At 38.3% G+C, this 17,850-nt stretch carries 16 protein-coding genes; 9 read left to right on the forward strand and 7 right to left on the reverse strand.

What is annotated here, in order from left to right; genetic code table 11:
- The first annotated feature begins 10 nt into the window (after window positions 1-10).
- The 6 genes from JN080_RS08755 to JN080_RS08780 all read left to right on the forward strand — a co-directional run bounded on the left by JN080_RS08755 (window position 11) and on the right by JN080_RS08780 (window position 6,943).
- Window positions 11-700, forward strand: a complete 690-nt coding sequence (locus JN080_RS08755) for a hypothetical protein (protein ID WP_256235575.1) — start codon at window positions 11-13, stop codon at window positions 698-700.
- A gap of 806 nt (window positions 701-1,506) precedes the next feature.
- Window positions 1,507-2,910, forward strand: a complete 1,404-nt coding sequence (thrC, locus tag JN080_RS08760; RefSeq protein ID WP_256235576.1) for a threonine synthase — start codon at window positions 1,507-1,509, stop codon at window positions 2,908-2,910.
- Between the two features lie 384 nt (window positions 2,911-3,294).
- Window positions 3,295-4,116 carry a DUF427 domain-containing protein gene (locus JN080_RS08765; protein ID WP_256235577.1) on the forward strand — a complete coding sequence of 274 codons (822 nt, stop codon included), beginning with the start codon at window positions 3,295-3,297 and terminating at the stop codon, window positions 4,114-4,116.
- A 47-nt stretch (window positions 4,117-4,163) separates the two neighbouring features.
- Window positions 4,164-5,312, forward strand: a complete 1,149-nt coding sequence (locus JN080_RS08770; RefSeq protein WP_256235578.1) for a betaine/proline/choline family ABC transporter ATP-binding protein — start codon at window positions 4,164-4,166, stop codon at window positions 5,310-5,312.
- Window positions 5,309-5,950 (forward strand): ABC transporter permease, encoded by a 642-nt coding sequence (locus JN080_RS08775; RefSeq protein ID WP_256235579.1) that lies wholly within the window; start codon window positions 5,309-5,311, stop codon window positions 5,948-5,950. The genes JN080_RS08770 and JN080_RS08775 overlap by 4 nt, the downstream gene beginning before the upstream one ends.
- A gap of 33 nt (window positions 5,951-5,983) precedes the next feature.
- A complete protein-coding gene (locus JN080_RS08780; protein WP_256235580.1) occupies window positions 5,984-6,943 on the forward strand; it encodes an ABC transporter substrate-binding protein in 960 nt (319 codons plus the stop codon).
- A 125-nt stretch (window positions 6,944-7,068) separates the two neighbouring features.
- On the opposite strand, the gene JN080_RS08785 is transcribed toward JN080_RS08780, so the two are convergent.
- Complete coding sequence (locus JN080_RS08785; RefSeq protein WP_256235581.1) at window positions 7,069-7,512, reverse strand: Rrf2 family transcriptional regulator; 444 nt, start codon at window positions 7,510-7,512, stop codon at window positions 7,069-7,071.
- Window positions 7,513-7,722: 210 nt separating this feature from the next.
- On the opposite strand from JN080_RS08785, the gene JN080_RS08790 reads away from it, so the two are divergent.
- Entirely contained in the window at window positions 7,723-8,583 is an 861-nt protein-coding gene (locus JN080_RS08790) for an SDR family oxidoreductase (RefSeq protein WP_256235582.1), read from the forward strand.
- Between the two features lie 314 nt (window positions 8,584-8,897).
- Here the strand turns inward: JN080_RS08790 and nspC are convergent, their stop codons facing one another.
- On the reverse strand, window positions 8,898-10,025 hold the full coding sequence (gene nspC, locus JN080_RS08795; RefSeq protein WP_256235583.1) for a carboxynorspermidine decarboxylase: 1,128 nt from the start codon (window positions 10,023-10,025) through the stop codon (window positions 8,898-8,900).
- 1 nt (window position 10,026) lies between these two features.
- On the reverse strand, window positions 10,027-11,265 hold the full coding sequence (locus JN080_RS08800) for a saccharopine dehydrogenase family protein (RefSeq protein WP_256235584.1): 1,239 nt from the start codon (window positions 11,263-11,265) through the stop codon (window positions 10,027-10,029).
- Window positions 11,266-12,056: 791 nt separating this feature from the next.
- Between JN080_RS08800 and JN080_RS08805 the strand changes: the two genes are divergently transcribed.
- Together JN080_RS08805 and JN080_RS08810 are read left to right on the forward strand one after the other, a co-directional pair.
- Window positions 12,057-12,257, forward strand: coding sequence for a CDGSH iron-sulfur domain-containing protein (locus JN080_RS08805; RefSeq protein WP_256235585.1), 201 nt, complete (start codon window positions 12,057-12,059; stop codon window positions 12,255-12,257).
- A gap of 121 nt (window positions 12,258-12,378) precedes the next feature.
- Complete coding sequence (locus JN080_RS08810; RefSeq protein ID WP_256235586.1) at window positions 12,379-12,597, forward strand: Fur-regulated basic protein FbpA; 219 nt, start codon at window positions 12,379-12,381, stop codon at window positions 12,595-12,597.
- Here JN080_RS08810 and JN080_RS08815 read toward each other — a convergent pair.
- From JN080_RS08815 to JN080_RS08830, 4 genes are all read right to left on the reverse strand, one after another.
- Entirely contained in the window at window positions 12,594-13,481 is an 888-nt protein-coding gene (locus JN080_RS08815; protein ID WP_256235588.1) for a YitT family protein, read from the reverse strand. The two genes, JN080_RS08810 and JN080_RS08815, sit on opposite strands and share 4 nt — an antisense overlap.
- Before the next feature lie 399 nt (window positions 13,482-13,880).
- Window positions 13,881-15,236 carry a branched-chain amino acid transport system II carrier protein gene (gene brnQ, locus JN080_RS08820; protein WP_256235590.1) on the reverse strand — a complete coding sequence of 452 codons (1,356 nt, stop codon included), beginning with the start codon at window positions 15,234-15,236 and terminating at the stop codon, window positions 13,881-13,883.
- A gap of 327 nt (window positions 15,237-15,563) precedes the next feature.
- Window positions 15,564-16,553 (reverse strand): metal-dependent hydrolase, encoded by a 990-nt coding sequence (locus JN080_RS08825; protein ID WP_256235592.1) that lies wholly within the window; start codon window positions 16,551-16,553, stop codon window positions 15,564-15,566.
- A 43-nt stretch (window positions 16,554-16,596) separates the two neighbouring features.
- The gene (locus JN080_RS08830) at window positions 16,597-17,739 is read right to left on the reverse strand and encodes a glycosyltransferase family 4 protein (RefSeq protein ID WP_256235593.1); all 1,143 of its coding nucleotides are present in this window, start codon (window positions 17,737-17,739) and stop codon (window positions 16,597-16,599) included.
- Window positions 17,740-17,850 lie beyond the last annotated feature (111 nt).

The following is a 17,850-nucleotide window of genomic DNA, read 5'->3' on the forward strand; positions in this document are numbered from 1 at the left end:
AGGATACCAAATGAGAAGGATCAATCCAGGCTCTGTCATTTCTTACATTAAGTATGGAAATTTAAAAATACCAAAGAATATTCAATGTGAGTGCCCGGGATGCGGTAAAACAACTGAATTTATGCTTAATGCAAACTACCAGAGCAGTAAGAATGGCATGGTAACTGAGTGTAGTTGTCCTTTATGTAAAAAAACAGCGATTTTTATTATTATGACTAAGGAAGCTCTTGATGAAAAAGGTGAATGTGCTGATACATATATTTATGACATTCAAGCTTCCAAACATCCGATTAATCAATTGGAAAATTTGCCTAATATACCCAAGGATCTTATTAGGGCATACCGTTCAGCAATAAATGTTTATCAATCCAAAGAAAATTCAGCTACTGCTGTTATGTCTAAACGAGTGATTGAAAGTATCCTAAAGTATTTTCTGGGTGAAAAAAGTAAAGCCCAGCCATTGTCTCAACAGCTTGAAATCCTGCCGAATCATGTTGACTTGGCAAAGCCTATTCAATCTCTTAGCCGTTTATTGGCAACTGATGATTCACTGCATCGGATGCTTGAACTGGAAACAGAAATGGATTATGAGACAACCTCGTTAGTAATGGATCTATTAGAAAGCTTAATTGAGTATCTTTTTATCCTCCCAGGGAAAATCGACGTCACTACTAATAAAATAGCAAAGAAATTCAGTTAGGATACTAAGATTCTTACATATACATAATACTCTAGGGCACTCATTTTATTTAAATTCGAGTGCCCTTAAAATAATCTTTACAGCAAAAACAAGAATTCCTTTAATGGAATCTGTTAAATAGTTATAGGGATCCAGTTAATCGCAGAACCCCCGCCATATAATCAGCAAATTTTAATGATTCTACACAAGTGAGTGACGATTCTACATAAACGCAGAGGGATTCTACACAAGTGAGTGATGATTCTACATAAACGCAGAGGGATTCTACACAAGTGAGTGATGATTCTACATAAACGCAGAGGGATTCTACACAAGTGAGTGATGATTCTACACAAACGCAGAGGGATTCTACATATATAAGTAATGATTCTACATAAACGCAGAGGGATTCTACACAAATGCAAAGGGATTGAACAAATGGGTAATGAATCTATACAAATTAGAGTTAATGTCTGCTATTTATTTTTTTCATAAATTTCCTGCTAATTTAGCTGCCCCAGTGACTGTGTCAGACTGATCCAGAGAATTCTTCTTCATCCTGGCAAGCCTAAGGATGTTGACCTTTTTTTCGTATATAAATCTATCATAATATAGAAATCTCTATATGATAATGAACAATATGTTTCAGCTTAACTTGCATCCGTTAAAGTAGTACAATTAAAGGGCGTTTAACCAGAATTTATACAATAAATGAAGTTCAACGCAATATAAGTGTATCTATTGAGAATTCACAATTATTCTATATTGACTTGCATCACATTTTAGGTAACGATAGTACTATAATTAATTTTTACTTGGAGGGTATTATGAAATTTGTTAGTACACGCGGGAATGTAAGCGGAATTGGGTTTATTGATACAGTCTTGATGGGACTGGCAAATGATGGAGGACTTTTAATTCCAGAGAAAATCCCACAAATTACTGCAGAAAAACTTAAGGAAATGTCCCAGCTTACTTATCAGGAATTAGCATACGAAATCTTTTCCTATTATGTTGATGGTGAAATTCCAGAAAATGATTTAAAAGAATTAATCGAGAAAAGCTATGCAACTTTCCGTAATCCAGAGGTAACACCTGTAAAAAAGGTGAAGGAAAACATGTATGTGCTGGAACTGTTCCATGGTCCGACCTTTGCTTTTAAAGATATTGCTCTGCAATTCTTAGGGAATTTGTATTCTTATGTATCAAAGAAGACAGGGGAAACCATTCATATTCTTGGCGCTACTTCAGGGGATACAGGTGCATCAGCCATTGAAGGCGTAAGAGGAAAAGAAGGCATTCGTATTTGTATTTTGCACCCATTTGGAAAAGTAAGTAAGGTACAAGAATTGCAAATGACGACAGTTCATGACAAAAATGTTTTGAATTTAGCGATCAGAGGAACGTTTGACGATGGTCAAAGAATTATCAAGGAATTGTTCGCTGATGTAGATTACAAACACAAGTATCATTTGCGTGCAATTAATTCCATTAACTTTGCCCGAATTTTGGCGCAAACGGTATATTATTTTTATGCGTATTTCCAAGTAGGCAAAGAGGCTGGCACAAAGAGCGTTAATTTCAGTGTACCTACTGGAAATTTTGGTGATATCTTTGCTGGTTATCTTGCAAAGAAAATGGGTCTCCCAGTTGGTAAACTCATTGTGGCAACGAACGAGAATAATATTTTAGAACGTTTTATCCATGATGGGGTGTATGAACCTGGTGAATTCCGCAGTACATTTAGTCCTTCTATGGATATTCAAGTAGCTAGCAATTTCGAGCGTTATTTGTACTACTTACTTGATGAAGATCCAACCGCAGTATCTGCCTTAATGGATCATTTCAAGTCAGAAGGCAAAATTGTCGTGAACGAGGAACATCTTCGCCAGGTGAAAAAGGATTTCGCGGCACATGGAGTTGTAGGAGAAGAATGCTTGCTAACAATTAGCAAGTATTATACTGAATCAAATTATTTACTAGATCCACATACAGCTTGCGGTGTTGCTGCGTACGAAACATGTAATGAACCTAGTGAGGTTTGTGTCACACTTGCAACAGCACATCCGGCAAAATTCAATGAATCCATTGAGCGTTGTGACATCAAGCAGACATTCCCTGAACAAATTAGTCAGTTGTTTGATAAACCTCAGTATCTGGAAGTTGTTGACGCAGATAAAGAGGAAATCGTTCGTAAAATAGAGACCCTTTTTAGCTCTCCCGCTAAATAAGCCCGTTTTACAATATAGTTTTAACTAACTAAAGTTTAACCTCTTCCGTATTCATTTACGGAAGGGGTTTTTATTTTGCCTAAATTTAATAAGCGAAAGTATTGTAATTTTATTTGAGACTGTTTAGTTTGAAAAGTGAGTACAAAGGTATGTCAGATTTATTCATAAGTTGACTTTTAATTTTCTGAAAAATATAATAAATTTAAATATTGCGATATAGAAATTAGTTTTTCTATTAAAGAAAGCTTACGAATAGTACTATGAAGTGCTGCGTAACAAAACAGCGATCCGATCACGAGGATAGATATGCCATTTTATCTTCATTTCACTTGGAGGTAAGGAACAATCATTTCATATAATGAAATTCCAGAAAAGGGTGAAAAAATGAAAAATAATACTGAATTATCAGCATGTGAAATTAAAGATCCGGGAGCTGAATGGGCTTTTCGTGTCGAAACGTCACCAAGATGGGTGAGGGTAAGGTTTGGTGGTGAAACCATTGTAGACAGTAAACGTGCCGTGTTAGCTTATGAGTCTGGGAGACTTCCAGTATACTATTTTCCTCAAGAGGACGTTCGGATGGATCTCCTAGTTCCTACAGAATATCAATCGGTTTGTTCCCACAAAGGAAGAGCTTCTTATTGGTCTATTAAAGTCGGAGAAAAGGTTTCCGAAAACGCAGCATGGGGCTATTTGACACCCAATCCTGCTGCAGAAGGTATTAAAGGGTATCTTTCATTTTATTGGAGTAAAACGGATGCATGGTTTGAGGAAGAAACAGAGGTTTTTGTTCATGCACGTGATCCTTATACACGCGTCGATGCCATTCCTAGCTCTCGTCATATTCAAGTAGTAGTAGGCGGGAAGGTTATTGCTGAAAGTAATCGTCCTGTAATTGTATTCGAAACGGGCTTAGCTACGCGTTATTATCTTCCAAAAGAAGATGTTCATCAGGATGTTTTGGTACCCTCCGAGTTGACCACACGTTGCCCGTACAAAGGGATTGCCTCTTATTATTCAGTTAAAATTGGCGATAAATTTTTAAAAGATGTGGTATGGAGCTATCAAAATCCTGTTCCTGCCGTTCGCGAAATCGCGGGTCTTCTCTGTTTTTACAGTGAGAATATTGACGCTCTTTATGTAGATGGAGAAAAATGGGAGCTTCCTAAAACACAACGGCTGCCATACAAAGTCATTGAAAGATAAAAATTTCTTGAAGGCGAAATTCAAGATGAATGGAGGAGGTGGTAGAGATGAAAGGCGTGCCAGCAGTAGAGTTTAAAGGGGTCAGCAAAGACTATGGATCCGGTCCTGTAGTGAATAATTTACAATTAGACATTCCAAGTGGGCAAATTGTTACGCTGATTGGTCCTTCGGGAAGTGGGAAAACAACCATTTTAAAGATGATCAATCGGCTGATAGAGCCTGATTCAGGTACAATTCAGCTGGAGGGCAAAGATGGAAGTAAAATAAACCCCGTGGAATTGCGGAGAAATATTGGTTATGTCATCCAACAGATTGGATTGTTTCCTCATATGACAATTGAGGATAACATCACGGTGGTACCACGGTTAAAAGGTGAAAAAAAGAAAAGTTTGATAGGACGTACGGAAGAGCTGCTTCAATTAATCGGACTCGATTATCAAAGCTTTCGCCGTCGCTATCCACATGAACTTAGCGGAGGACAGCAGCAACGAATTGGTGTTGCACGTGCATTGGCAGCTGAACCAGCTATTATTCTGATGGATGAACCTTTTAGTGCTCTTGATCCGATCAGCAGAGAACAGTTGCAAAACGAATTAATGAGGCTAAACCAAACGGTAAAGAAAACGATTGTGTTTGTCACGCATGATATCAATGAAGCCTTGAAAATAGCAGACACCATTATACTTTTAAAAGAAGGAAAACTAGTGCAGGTAGGTACACCGGAACAACTACTGAAATATCCGGCCAACGACTTTGTTCGTATGTTTATCGGTGAAGAAAGAATTAGACGGGCGGCTGTCGAACAATCCTTTCAAATCACTGCTAAATTAATGACATCGACTTTGTCGGTTGCATCAGATTTACCACTTTCAGAAACAGTAGAACGAATGAAACAATTCTCTTCTTCCTATTTAGCCGTCACGGACAAGAACTCTTGTTTTTCAGGGGTTATCACTTTAACAGATGCGGATGCCATTATGAAAGAAGATAATGATGCGACGATTGGTCTCGTTTTACGAAAGGATTTCCCTATCGTAATGGAGGAGACACCAATGGACGAAATCTATGGAATGATGATCAATCATCCAATCCTTCCCGTAGTGGACGATCAGCACCGATACCTCGGCATGATCACTCGTGACCATGTCCTGAGGGAATTAGCGAAACAAATGAAACGAGAGGGCGTTTTAAAATGAATCGACTTTTGACCTCCTTTGTTACGGATTGGCCCGACATTTTAATGAAAACACAGGAGCATTTTTTTCTTTCACTCATTGCTGTAGTGGCAGCATGCGTCATTGCCATCCCACTAGGTATTTACCTAACGAATAATAAACGACTGGCGCAACCAATTTTAGCCGTTGTATCGATTATCCAAACCATTCCTAGCTTGGCGATGTTTGGATTCATGATTCCATTGTTCGGTATCGGGGTTTTACCTGCTGGTATTGCACTGACCTTGTATGCACTGCTGCCAGTGCTCCAGAACACCTATGTGGGTATCAGTGAAGTAGATTCAGCGCTTATAGAGTCAGGTTATGGAATGGGAATGACAAAATGGCAGATGCTTCGGATGGTTCAACTTCCGGTGGCGAGCAGCTTTATCATGGCTGGTGTTCGAATGGTGGCTGTGCAAACCATTAGCGGCGCAACGATTGCCACCTATATTGCGGCTGGCGGGCTGGGAGATATTATAACGAAAGGAATTGCGATGATCGATACGGTAACCATTTTGGAAGGAGCCATTCCTGTTTGTTTACTCGTATTAATCGTGAATCTATTTCTCCTAGGCTTAGGTCGAGTGTTGGTCCCAAAGGGATTACGTAATAATTAAATTTAATTTAAAAAAAATAGAGGAGATAATCCAATGAAAGTTACTCAAAAAAAATCAACAAAAACACGATATATCGTATCAAAGAAAGGTTTACTAGCTGTATTATTTGCTATGTTAATGGTGGTGGGAACTGCCTGCAGCAGTACTGCCAACAGCAATAGCAGCAGCGAAAGCAAAAGTGGAGGTACCATTACTTTGAGTAGTAAAGGTTTCGCTGAGCAAGATATTTTAGCAAATATGTTAAAACTGCTGGTCGAAAAAGATACAAAGATGACTGTGAAAATTAAAAGCAACCTGACGGATAATGTGTTGTGGGAGGCTTTCAAAAAGGGAGATATGGACGCAAATGTCGAGTATACAGGGACAGCGCTGCTTCAATATTTGAAAAAAGATCCGATTTACGATTCCCAAAAGGTTTACGATGTAGTCGCAAAAAAATACAAGGACCAATATAAATGGACCTGGCTTGATCCGATTGGATTTAACGATACATATGCCCTTGCAATCAGAAAAGAAGATGCCGATAAATATGGTATCTCAACGACTTCTCAATTAGCTAAATATTCCAATAAATTCATCTTCGGCAGTGCGCAAGAATTTTTAAATCGGCCCGATGGTTTTCCTGCTATTAAAGAAAAGTATAAGATGAATTTCAAAGATGTAAAGGCATTTGGGGCTCAACTCGATTACCAAGCGATTTCTCAAAAACAAGTAGATGCCATCATCGTGTTTACCACAGACGGAAGAATTCCTGATAGTCATCTTAAAGTACTGGAAGATGATAAGCATTTGTTCCTTCCATATGACGCAGCACCAATCGTAAAAGATGAAGTGCTAAAGGCCCACCCGGAATTAAAGGCTGCCTTGAACAAACTTGCCGGTAAAATATCCAATGAACAAATGCAACTGTTGAATTCCAAAGTGGACGTTAAGCATGAGAAAGCAGAAAAAGTTGCAAAGGACTTTCTTACCGAGCAAGGCTTACTGAAATAGTAGACTGAAGAGAGGGGAAGCCAATTACGTCCTTTTAATAGACTACACCCAAGTTCCTCAAGCTGGCCTTGGGAGTAGTCGAAAGAGTTCATAGGCGTATAAATGAAGTTTCGCTTCTTAATTGCTTACTCATTACTATTTAATTTTTCTTTTTCAACAATATCCTTTACAACATCTTCAAGGGTTACATTCAGCAACGTTTTCTCCAATGCAACTTGAGCAGTTGCAAAAACCGGGCCGATTGTATCTTGGATATTCCTTCCCACAGGGCAAGCTGGATTTGGTTGTTCATGTATACTAAACAATTCTTTCTCTTGTACAACATTAACAGCTTTATAGACGTCCAGTAGTGTAATATCAGATAAATCCCTGGCTAGTTTAGCTCCCGCAATCCCTGGATGTACTTCTACTAACCCTGCTTTTTTAAGCATCCCCATAATTTTTCTGATCAAGGCAGGATTTGTATTTACGCTCCCTGCTAAAAATTCTGATGTGCTTGGCCCTTGTTTATTTATTTCAAGAAGAGCTAATATATGAATTCCAACGGCAAACCGACTGCTTATAGACAATTTTCATTCATCTCCCTTATGGAAAACTACCTCAACGTTATATCATGTAACTAATTCAATTACAAATGTATTATACCTTAAAATCAAGAACAAAATAAAAAAGGATTTTTGTTTGTTGACAAAAGCTCAAGATGTAAGTATTATGGTTACAGGTAATTGGAATTGTTACAATATAAAAACTTTACTACACATAAATTGGAGGAAGAAAAAATGAAAATGTTAGTAACAGGAGCAACTGGGAAATTTGGTACCAAAGTTATTGATACGTTATTGAAAACTGTACCAGCCGGTCAATTGGCTGTAAGTGTTCGTAATCCCGATAAAGCGGAAGGATTACGTTCTCGTGGAGTAGAAGTCCGGCAGGGGGATTTTGATCATCCGGAAACATTGGATTCGGCTTTTGCTGGCATTGATCGTTTATTAATTATTTCAACGGATGGGGACAATGAAACAAGAATTCGGCAGCATAGCAATGCGGTGGCTGCGGCCGAGCGGGCTGGAGTTAAATTCATTGCGTATACCAGTTTAGCAAATGCGCAGGAAAGTACAAATGTATTTGCACCAACGCATAAAGCAACTGAGGCAGCGATTATACAAACAGGTATTCCTTACTCCTTTCTACGCAACAACTGGTACCTGGAAAATGAAATTCCTAGCATTCAAGCTGTCCTCGCAGGAGCTCCTTGGGTGACATCAGCTGGAAATGGCAGGGTAGGCTGGACACTGCAGCAAGATTATGCAGAAGCAGCAGCTGCGGTACTATCTGGTAACGGACATGAAAATACCATTTATGAGCTTTCAGGCAAGCCTTTAACTCAGGAAGATCTTGTATCTGCACTGGGCACAGTATTGGGCAAAGAAGTAGAGGTTCAACAAGTTGATGACGCGACTTATGGCGATATTATGAAAGGAGCGGGTGTACCAGATTTTCTTCTTCCTCTGGTTGTTGATATCCAAAGAAGCATTCGCGAAGGTTCACTCGATTTTGAAAGTAATGATTTTGAAAAAGTTCTCGGCCGTCCAGCTACGCCAATCAACGTAGCACTAACTCAAATCGTTAACGGTAATTGATTATGGGGACGGTTCTTTTGTTTCTTTCTTTTAACAAGAACTCGAAAGTCTCTTGAAAATGGTAATTGAAATAAAGATGAGGCTGTTACCAAGGATTTATAAAGCGTCCTTGTGTAACAGCCTCTTTTTTTTATGTTCTGATAAAGTCTGAAATTCGAATTTCTGGATCAAAAATGTGTTTTTTAGGTTTTTAAACAAAGAACCAGATTCATGTTCAGAATCTGGTTCTTTAAAAGGTACTCTACATGTGCAGCACCATTTACGAGGCCTTGTTTGCCGTCATAGATAATAACATATAAATTTCTACTACTCTATTAAGCTAGTCTCATCTTAAAATCTTGATAGCCAAATTCACGTACGACCTGACAATCTCCATCTTTATCTTTAACGGCGATGGCTGGTAATGGCATGCCGTTAAAAGTGGTGTTTTTTACCATTGTGTAGATCGCCATATCCCCAAAAACTAAACGATCTCCACACTTTAATGACTGATCAAAAGAATAATCACCGATTACATCACCTGTAAGACAAGTTTGTCCGCCAAGACGATACAAGAAGGGCTTTTCTCCTGCTTCCCCTGATCCAAGAAGGGGAGGACGATAAGGCATTTCCAATACATCAGGCATATGACAAGATGCAGAAGTGTCAAGAATCGCAATGTCCATTCCGTTTTTCAGGGTATCAAGTACAGTTGTAACAAGATATCCAGCATTAAGAGCAACGGCTTCTCCTGGCTCAAGATAAACTTCCAAACCGTATTTGTCTTGCATTCTCTTAATGCACTTTTCTAGTAATGGAATGTCATAATCTTCTCTGGTAATGTGGTGACCACCACCAAAGTTGATCCATTCCATTTGGGACAGCCATGGTCCAAACTTTTCTTCCACTGCATTAAGAGTTGTTTCTAAGTCATCAGAGTTTTGCTGGCAATGTGTGTGGAAATGCAGCCCTGAAACTCCTTCAAGCAAATCCGGACAAAAATGCTCTCTTGTAACACCAAATCTGGAACCTGGTGAACATGGATCATAGATGGCATGACCAACTTGGGTGGAGCATTCAGGATTGATGCGCAGGCCGACCTTTTTACCGGCCTTAAGAACTTTATCTTTAAATCTTTCCAACTGTGATAAGGAATTAAAGATAATATGATCACAAATCGAGATAATTTCATCCATTTCATCATCACGATAGGCAGCGGAAAAGACATGGTTTTCTTTCCCCATTTCTTCGTAACCCAGCCGGGCCTCGAAAAGGCCGCTGGCTGTCGTGCCGCTTATATATTCTCCAATGAGAGGATACAGTGTAAACATTGAAAATGCTTTTTGCGCTAAAACAATCTTACATCCTGTACGTTTCATGACTCCGTTCAGGATTTTTAGATTTTTTTCCAGAAGACCTTCATCGACTACATAACATGGTGTGGGTAACTCGTCGAACCGCATCTTAACGAACTGGCTCCGGTTCTGGAACTGTCAAAGGTTCGGAATCGACAAGCTCTGGATCAAAGCTTTCCTTCCATGGCAGTCCCCATTTGTTCAAAGCATCCATGAACGGATCTGGATCAAATTCTTCAATATTGTATACGCCCGGTTTGTTCCATGTTTTAGTCATTAACATCATCGCACCAATCATCGCAGGAACGCCTGTTGTATAGGACACTGCTTGAGAACCCACTTCTTTATAGCATTCCTCGTGATCACAAACATTGTAAACATAATACGTTTTATCTTTTCCGTCCTTTTTGCCTTTGAAGATACAACCAATGTTGGTCTTACCCTTTGTGCGTGGTCCAAGTGAAGCTGGATCTGGTAATAAAGCTTTCAAGAACTGAAGTGGAACAATTTGTTTTCCTTCATATTCAATTGGCTCGATGGAAGTCATGCCTACGTTTTCAAGACATTTTAGGTGCGTAAGGTAACTTTGACCAAATGTCATGAAGAAACGGATACGTTTAATTCCAGGAATATTCAAAGCAAGAGATTCAATTTCTTCGTGGTGCAGCAAATACATATCTTTCTCGCCAATTTCAGGGAAGTTATAAACGCGTTTGATTTCCATTGGTTCAGTTTCGATCCATTCACCATTTTCCCAGTAGCTGCCTTTGGCAGAAACCTCACGGATATTGATTTCAGGATTGAAATTCGTTGCAAAAGGATAGCCATGATCCCCAGCATTACAGTCAAGAATATCGATATATTCAATTTCATCAAAATGATGTTTAAGTGCATGGGCAGCAAAAACGCTTGTTACACCTGGGTCAAAGCCGCTGCCTAAAAGTGCTGTAATACCAGCCTTTTCAAAACGTTCGCGATAGTCCCATTGCCATTTGTATTCAAATTTTGCCGTATCCTCCGGCTCATAGTTTGCTGTATCCATATAGTTTGTTTTTGTTGCAAGGCAAGCATCCATAATCGTTAAATCCTGATATGGCAAAGCTAAGTTCATCACGATATCTGGTTTTACCTCTTCAATTAAAGCAATTAACTCCTCCACATTGTTCGCATCAACTTGTGCAGTTGTAATTTTCGTTTTACCGCCATCTAATTTGGCCTTTAAGTCATCACATTTTGATTTTGTACGGCTTGCGATACAAATCTCTTCAAATACATCACTGTTTTGACAACATTTATGAATGGCTACTGATGCCACTCCACCACAACCAATAATAAGTGCTTTTCCCATTTTCCTATCTCCTAACTAAATAAATTTTGCTAAGTAAATGAGGAATTCATTAACAGCCTAACCAGTAGTGCATCTACTACTTAGGTTGTCGTGAAAAAGATTATTGTCATAACCCCTCAAAAAATTTCAACAACAAAAAAAGCAAGTGCAAAACGCATAATCGCGCACACACTTGCTTTAGATATAATCATCATATTAAAAAAGCATAAGTATACCCATTACAAAAGTCATATGGATACGTCAGCCACGTACGTCCTAGGACATAATGACAGAAAGCTTTTTAATATTCAAAGTATATCATAATGGGATCAGAGTCTATATAGCAAATAATTACTTTTACTACTCTTATTGACCGTTTCACAAGTTGTGTGCAAACCTATGCACTGGTTGTAAAGTAACCAACTTATAAAATTTGAGCTTTTAACTCAATCAATAAGGCAACTAAAAGTTGCCAATCGGCATTTGACCCGGCTGTCCGTATGGCCTTAACCTTTTTAAGAAGGTGGTCAAAATTATCTGCATTGAAAGATCCAGATACACTGAATATTAGCCTTCCAATTAACGCTTCCTATATACTATCAGTATAAAATCAAATTAGCAATAGAAAAATAAAAGTTTTTTTACAAACTTTGACTTGTCCATTGGTCGAAAACTCCTTCATTTGCATTTTCTCCTGTTTTCTTCTTAAAACGGTATATTTTCAAGTTTATTTTTGTTGGAAAACTTGTACATATTTCCATATTAGTATGAATATATTTAAGTCGGTTCAAAAAAATCTTAGGAGGTTAATCATGGCCAATCAGATTAAGATTCTAGATAATGGTCCTTTAGTTGTGACCGGTGACATACATTTAATTGATTCTGGTGGTAATGAATACACGAAAAAAGAAAAAATATTTTTATGCCGTTGCGGACAGTCGAGTAATAAACCGTTTTGTGATGGAACACATAAAAAGGTTGGGTTTGAAAGCAATCCAAGAGCATCTGATTAATGTAAAAAACCGTCTAACATCATTAAGTTAGACGGTTTTTTAGATATCGGAGTCGATTCATAGGTACCAAAGCATGATTGAAAAAAGTCCATAAATGTAATAATCAAAAGGAGTGGTTCGGTTGGAAAATCATTATCGGAAAACTGTGGAAGATAGGCGCAAAGCATTAATAGATAAACTGATTGCTTTTAGTGTTTATAAGGAAGATGATAGGCACCATCTTTTTGAGTTAACACTTTCAGAACTACAAAATCAATCCAAAGCCATCCCCATGGTGACTTTGGATCACTACAATGGGGTAGGAGAAAACATAATTAATAAACGAGTGGTTGTTTTCTAGTGAATATTCCTCTTTTTGAAGTTTCCACCCCGTACTTCAGCAATATCGCCGACTGCAAGAAAAGCATTTCTATCGACTTCCTCCAGGATGGTGTTTAGTTTTGCTTCTTCTAATCGATTAATAATACAAAAAATAATTTTCTTTTTATCTTCTGTATAAGCACCTTCACCACTTAAATAGGTGACACCCCGTCCTAAACGATTAAGAATGGCTTCTCCTACTTCTTTATGTTTATCTGAAATGATGATAATTGATTTGGAATCATCAAATCCTTTCACAACCGTATCAATAGTTTTGGTTGCAATGATGTAGGCGATAATCGAATACATCGAGCGATCCCAAGAAAAAACAAAACCGGCAACGCCAAGGATGAAAACATTCATAAACATAATAATTTCCCCCACAGAGAAAGGAAGTTTTTTACTAAATAGGATTGCGAGGATTTCTGTACCATCCATGGCACCGCCATACCGCATGACAATACCCGCGCCAGCTCCGATCAAAATTCCGCCAAATACGGTGGCTAAAAAAATATTCTCGGTAAAAGCAGGTACAGGCGTAAATAACGCCGTGAAAATAGATAACACAAGGATTCCGAACAAGGTGGATATTGCAAACGTTTTTCCAATTTGTTTCCGTCCAATAAAAAAAAAGGGGAGATTTAAGACGAAGATAAACACTCCGAGAGGCAAATGAGTAATATGGGAGAGCATAATCGAGATTCCCGTGATACCTCCATCAATAACACTATTTGGTACCAAAAAGATTTCTAAACCCGTTGCGGCTATGATCGCCCCTATTAAAATGGCGATTCCTCTCTGAATAATTTTTCTTTTCGGTAATTTTTTATGCATTGGCTTAACCAGGTCCTGCTGTAATTCCATCCAATCCGCTCCTTCATTTTGTATACTAAAATTATACCAACATTTTACCATTAATGAAAAAGATTAGGATTCCCCTAAGGGATGATGGTAAATGAGTAAAAAAAGGCTGTCAAGGGTGACAGCCTTTTTCTTTGCCTAGGAAATTATAAAATAATAAGCTGTTGATAACTTTGGATGAAGTTAATCAACGTCTAGCTTCGACGCACAGGAAGTGCTAGTGCCGACGTTGCCGCCAGGACGGCGGCGCTCTTAGTCGGCCAACGCCCAGCGACTAATGTACTTCGCCCACTTTCCTACGATAAGTCAAGCACGAATGCGCTAACGCTCTTCGTGTTTCCTTTATCTCATTCAGTGTGCTCCAGTCCATACGTCGCTAAACGGACGCTTCCGCTTTTGTTCTTATTGATTCGCTTCTTTTAATGATGTTGAATCAGATGTACGGGCGAATGATATTGCGTAACCGATCACTGCACCAATTAGTGCCGGAATTAACCAGCCCATTCCTGCATTAAACAAGGGCAGATATTGTCCAAAGAATTCATATAGATTTTCAGCCGGGACACCAGCTGCTTTGATTCCATCAACAATACTTACAAGCCCTGTCAGCAGCAAGCTCCATCGGTAAACATCTACACGTTCCTTGAATAAAGGGTCTGCAAATGTTAAAAAAATTAAAACAATGGCTAGTGGATAAAGCATTGTAAGCACTGGAACTGAAATCGTAATTAGTTGATTTAAACCAATATTTGCAACGGCTGCACTGAAAATTGTAAATACGATGACTAAAGTTTTATAAGAATAACGCGGGAACATATCTGAAAAATAACTTGCACAAGATGAAATTAGTCCAATGGCAGTGGTTATACAGGCAAATAGAATAGCAAAGCCGAGAATAATATTACCCAGTATGGCGAAGTGGTTATTAGCCGCAAATGTTAAAATTGCAGGTCCATTGTTGGCTTCCCCTGCCGCATAATTTGTCGTTGTTCCTAAGTAAGCAAGCCCTAAATAAATTGCGGCTAAACAACTGGACGAAAGAAGACCGGCTTTAATCGTTGCTTTGGCAATTTTCTTTTTATCGGTTACCCCTTTGTACTTAATCGCATTAATAACGATAATGCCGAAAACGAATGAAGCGAGTGTGTCCATTGTCAAATATCCTTCTTGGAAGCCTTTGAAGAATGCATTATCAATATAGTCGCCGATCGGCTTCATTTGTTTATCAAGTGGGTTGAACAGTGTCGCAATTAATAAAATTAACAAAGAAATTAACAATAGTGGTGTCATCACTTTACCGATACGGTCGACGATTTTACTTGGATTAAGCGAAAGCCAGCCAACAATAATGAAAAAGACAATTGAATAAATTAACAATCCTACATTAAATCCGCCTGACACTTCAGGTAAGAATGGAGTAACAGCAATTTCATATGAGACCGTTCCAGTACGCGGAATAGCAAAGAAAGGTCCTAACGACAAATATAAAATAACTGTAAAAATAAGTGAAAACGTTGGATTAATTTTGTTGGCCATTGATTGAAGGTGATCATGCCCTGACAATCCAATTGCCAGAACCCCTAACAGCGGCAAACCTACGCCGGTTAATAGAAATCCAATAATCGCTGGCCAAAAATGATTCCCTGCAGCTTGGCCAAGCGCAGGTGGAAAGATTAGGTTCCCTGCTCCAAAGAATAAGGCAAACAGCATAAAGCCAATGGCTACTGTATCCTTATATGAGTAATGTGGTTTATTCATTGTACTCACCTTTCAAAATATGGTTTTCTTTTTAGTGAAAAATGTCTATTTGTTACTTTTCGACATTTTTTTTAAAAGTCACAATCTTCATTATCGCATAAACCCTGTTAGGGTGTAAATAGATATATCTGTATAATAAATAAAATTCCGCATAACTCACAAAATAGAACCTTACATAATAAATATGGATATTTAATTATAGAAAAATAATTTTAATAACGGACTATTACTAGAAGAAGCTTAACGGAGTCAACCCCCTATTAATATAATACAGGGGGTTGACTCCTATCCTCGATCTAGAAAAATCCAAACCGCAAGTTATTTTTACTAAATAGATGTATTAGTATTCTTTAAGCTCCTAAGCACCTTTTTGTATTGTTTTAACGAGTTGATCCTGCCTACGTAACCCTTTTTACTTTTGTGGTCAGAGGAAATGAACAGGATGGCGCGGTAAGGAAAAAATTTATGTGTGCGAAAGCGGAGATCCCTCCAATCGATAAAATATCCGTTTTTACACTCGTGAACAAAGGGATAAATAAAAGATGTAGACGCAAGAAAGTCTGAAACTGACTGATCATTTCGACTATCTAAAATTAATTCCGGGTGGTCTATTTTTTTTGAAAGGGTGTGTTCAATAGTGAGACTATTTTCAAAAAAAATCCCGAATAGGAAATCTTCTTTCGTCTCAATAATGACATCCCATTTAAACAAAACCATCCGAGGGATTAATTTGATCCGAATGGCATTCCTAAAGTGATCTTGTAAGTACTTTTTCGTGAATACGGTTGAAAGCGTACGAATGGAAAGGTACAAAAACATGAAAGCATATAAGACAAGAAAGGTTTGACCGATTTGAAAAAAGGGAAGCAGACTAAAGCCAAGAAAATGAAGCGTCAACAGGTAAGGATCGAGTAAAGGGATTGCATCAAAGGCAAGCCATTTTCGAGAAAACGGGAGCAGCATTTGCGTTCCGTGCACATTAAATAAATCAAAAAAAACATGTAAAATGACTGCTAGAAATGTCCATAAAAATAAATGAAAAAAAGAAGAATCAGGGAAGAATGGAGCAGTGAAGCCCGAAACCACGATGCCCCATAAGGGAAGCGCGGGAAGTGAATGAGAGTAGCTTCTGTGATTCCGAAAATAGCTGCCTTTCCCTTTTAATCTATAAATCAAGTCAAAATCAGGTGCGTTTGAACCAATGACTGCACCTATTATGACTGCTTGTGATAGCACAGGATCATTTGATACGGCTGGATCTATTTGAGCAAGGGCGCCTATACCCAAGCCCATGACGATATGTGAAAAAGTATCCATGCGGTCCTCCTAGTTTTAGGAATTTGTGAAAAAACCAAAGCAATCACGCATATTTCTGTATCTTTGGTCCTTCGATCACGTCTTTATAATGCCATAGCAAATTGATGAAGATTTGATCCCAGTTTTTTGTTAAAGCATAGTTTCTTCCTTCCAATCCTATTTGTATACGGAGACTTTCATTTTCTACTAGCTTTAGAATAGCGTTTATAAACTCCTGTACATTTCCCGCTTCACATAGATATCCTGTAACCCCTGTTTTAATAATATTTTTTACACCGCCGGAATTGGCTGCAATTACAGGTGTACCGCTGGCAAGTGCTTCAATCACAACATTCCCAAATGTTTCTGTAGGTGATGGAAAAACAAATAAGTCTGATGCTGAGTAGAATTGAGCTAATTGTTCTCCTGTTATATATCCTGTAAAGGTCATGTTCGAAGGAGCCTGGTGTTCCAGTTCTTCCCGTAATGGCCCGTCTCCAATAACGAACCATTGAATTTGTTCATTAATCTCAGTTGGCAGTGTTTTTGCAATCGCCATGAGAGTATTTACGTCCTTTTCGGGTGCCAGCCTGCCGACATAGGTTAGGAGGTACTTTTTTGTAATTCCGTACTGCTCACGAATAGCCTTTTTATCATAATTAGGATGAAAAGTTTTGCAATCGACCCCTCCAGACCAGATTTCAAGATTTGAAAATCCGTGCCTATACAGCTGGCCTAATGTTTCAATAGAAGGAACAAACAATTTTTTAAAGGGCCGATGGAACCATCTCATGTATTTCCAAAGGATTTTAGATAGGAAATGAAGATTATAAAATTTTAAGTAATAATCGAAATCGGTGTGATAGGAGCCAACTAGAGGAATGTTTAATTTTTTGCCCCAATAAACGCCGCAAAGTCCTACATTAAAGGGAGTAGCGACATGAATAATATCTGGAGAGAAGTCTTGTAATTCAGATTTGATCCTGAGAAGGTTGGGGAAAGCCAAACGACATTCTGGATATAAGAAAAAAGAAAAGCTTTTAAAGTGACGAATCTGGTTAGAAACATATTCATTTGAATGAGAATCAGGTGCAAAAACCTTATATTGTATGTTTTGATCATCTAAATAATTAGTAAATTGTATAAGCGTTTGGGCAACGCCGTTTATGTCTGGAAAAAACGTATCTGTAAAAATAGCTATTTTCATATACATCTCCTCCCAAACATTTTACAAATCCTACAATCGGCAGAACCTTCTATTAGACTCACCATCCAATCCCTCCAAACAATATAGTCCCTATTATTGTATTAAGGAAGT

It is taken from the genome of Bacillus sp. EB600 (genome assembly GCF_024494385.1).
In the GTDB taxonomy this organism is placed as follows: domain Bacteria; phylum Bacillota; class Bacilli; order Bacillales; family Cytobacillaceae; genus JAEVLT01.

Coding starts and splice junctions, on each gene's coding strand:
- JN080_RS08755 (WP_256235575.1), top strand. CDS start 11: ATGAGAAGGATCAATCCAGGCTCTGTCATTTCTTACATTAAGTATGGA.
- thrC (WP_256235576.1), top strand. CDS start 1,507: ATGAAATTTGTTAGTACACGCGGGAATGTAAGCGGAATTGGGTTTATT.
- JN080_RS08765 (WP_256235577.1), top strand. CDS start 3,295: ATGAAAAATAATACTGAATTATCAGCATGTGAAATTAAAGATCCGGGA.
- JN080_RS08770 (WP_256235578.1), top strand. CDS start 4,164: ATGAAAGGCGTGCCAGCAGTAGAGTTTAAAGGGGTCAGCAAAGACTAT.
- JN080_RS08775 (WP_256235579.1), top strand. CDS start 5,309: ATGAATCGACTTTTGACCTCCTTTGTTACGGATTGGCCCGACATTTTA.
- JN080_RS08780 (WP_256235580.1), top strand. CDS start 5,984: ATGAAAGTTACTCAAAAAAAATCAACAAAAACACGATATATCGTATCA.
- JN080_RS08790 (WP_256235582.1), top strand. CDS start 7,723: ATGAAAATGTTAGTAACAGGAGCAACTGGGAAATTTGGTACCAAAGTT.
- nspC (WP_256235583.1), bottom strand. CDS start 10,025: ATGCGGTTCGACGAGTTACCCACACCATGTTATGTAGTCGATGAAGGT.
- JN080_RS08800 (WP_256235584.1), bottom strand. CDS start 11,265: ATGGGAAAAGCACTTATTATTGGTTGTGGTGGAGTGGCATCAGTAGCC.
- JN080_RS08805 (WP_256235585.1), top strand. CDS start 12,057: ATGGCCAATCAGATTAAGATTCTAGATAATGGTCCTTTAGTTGTGACC.
- JN080_RS08815 (WP_256235588.1), bottom strand. CDS start 13,481: ATGGAATTACAGCAGGACCTGGTTAAGCCAATGCATAAAAAATTACCG.
- brnQ (WP_256235590.1), bottom strand. CDS start 15,236: ATGAATAAACCACATTACTCATATAAGGATACAGTAGCCATTGGCTTT.
- JN080_RS08825 (WP_256235592.1), bottom strand. CDS start 16,553: ATGGATACTTTTTCACATATCGTCATGGGCTTGGGTATAGGCGCCCTT.
- JN080_RS08830 (WP_256235593.1), bottom strand. CDS start 17,739: ATGAAAATAGCTATTTTTACAGATACGTTTTTTCCAGACATAAACGGC.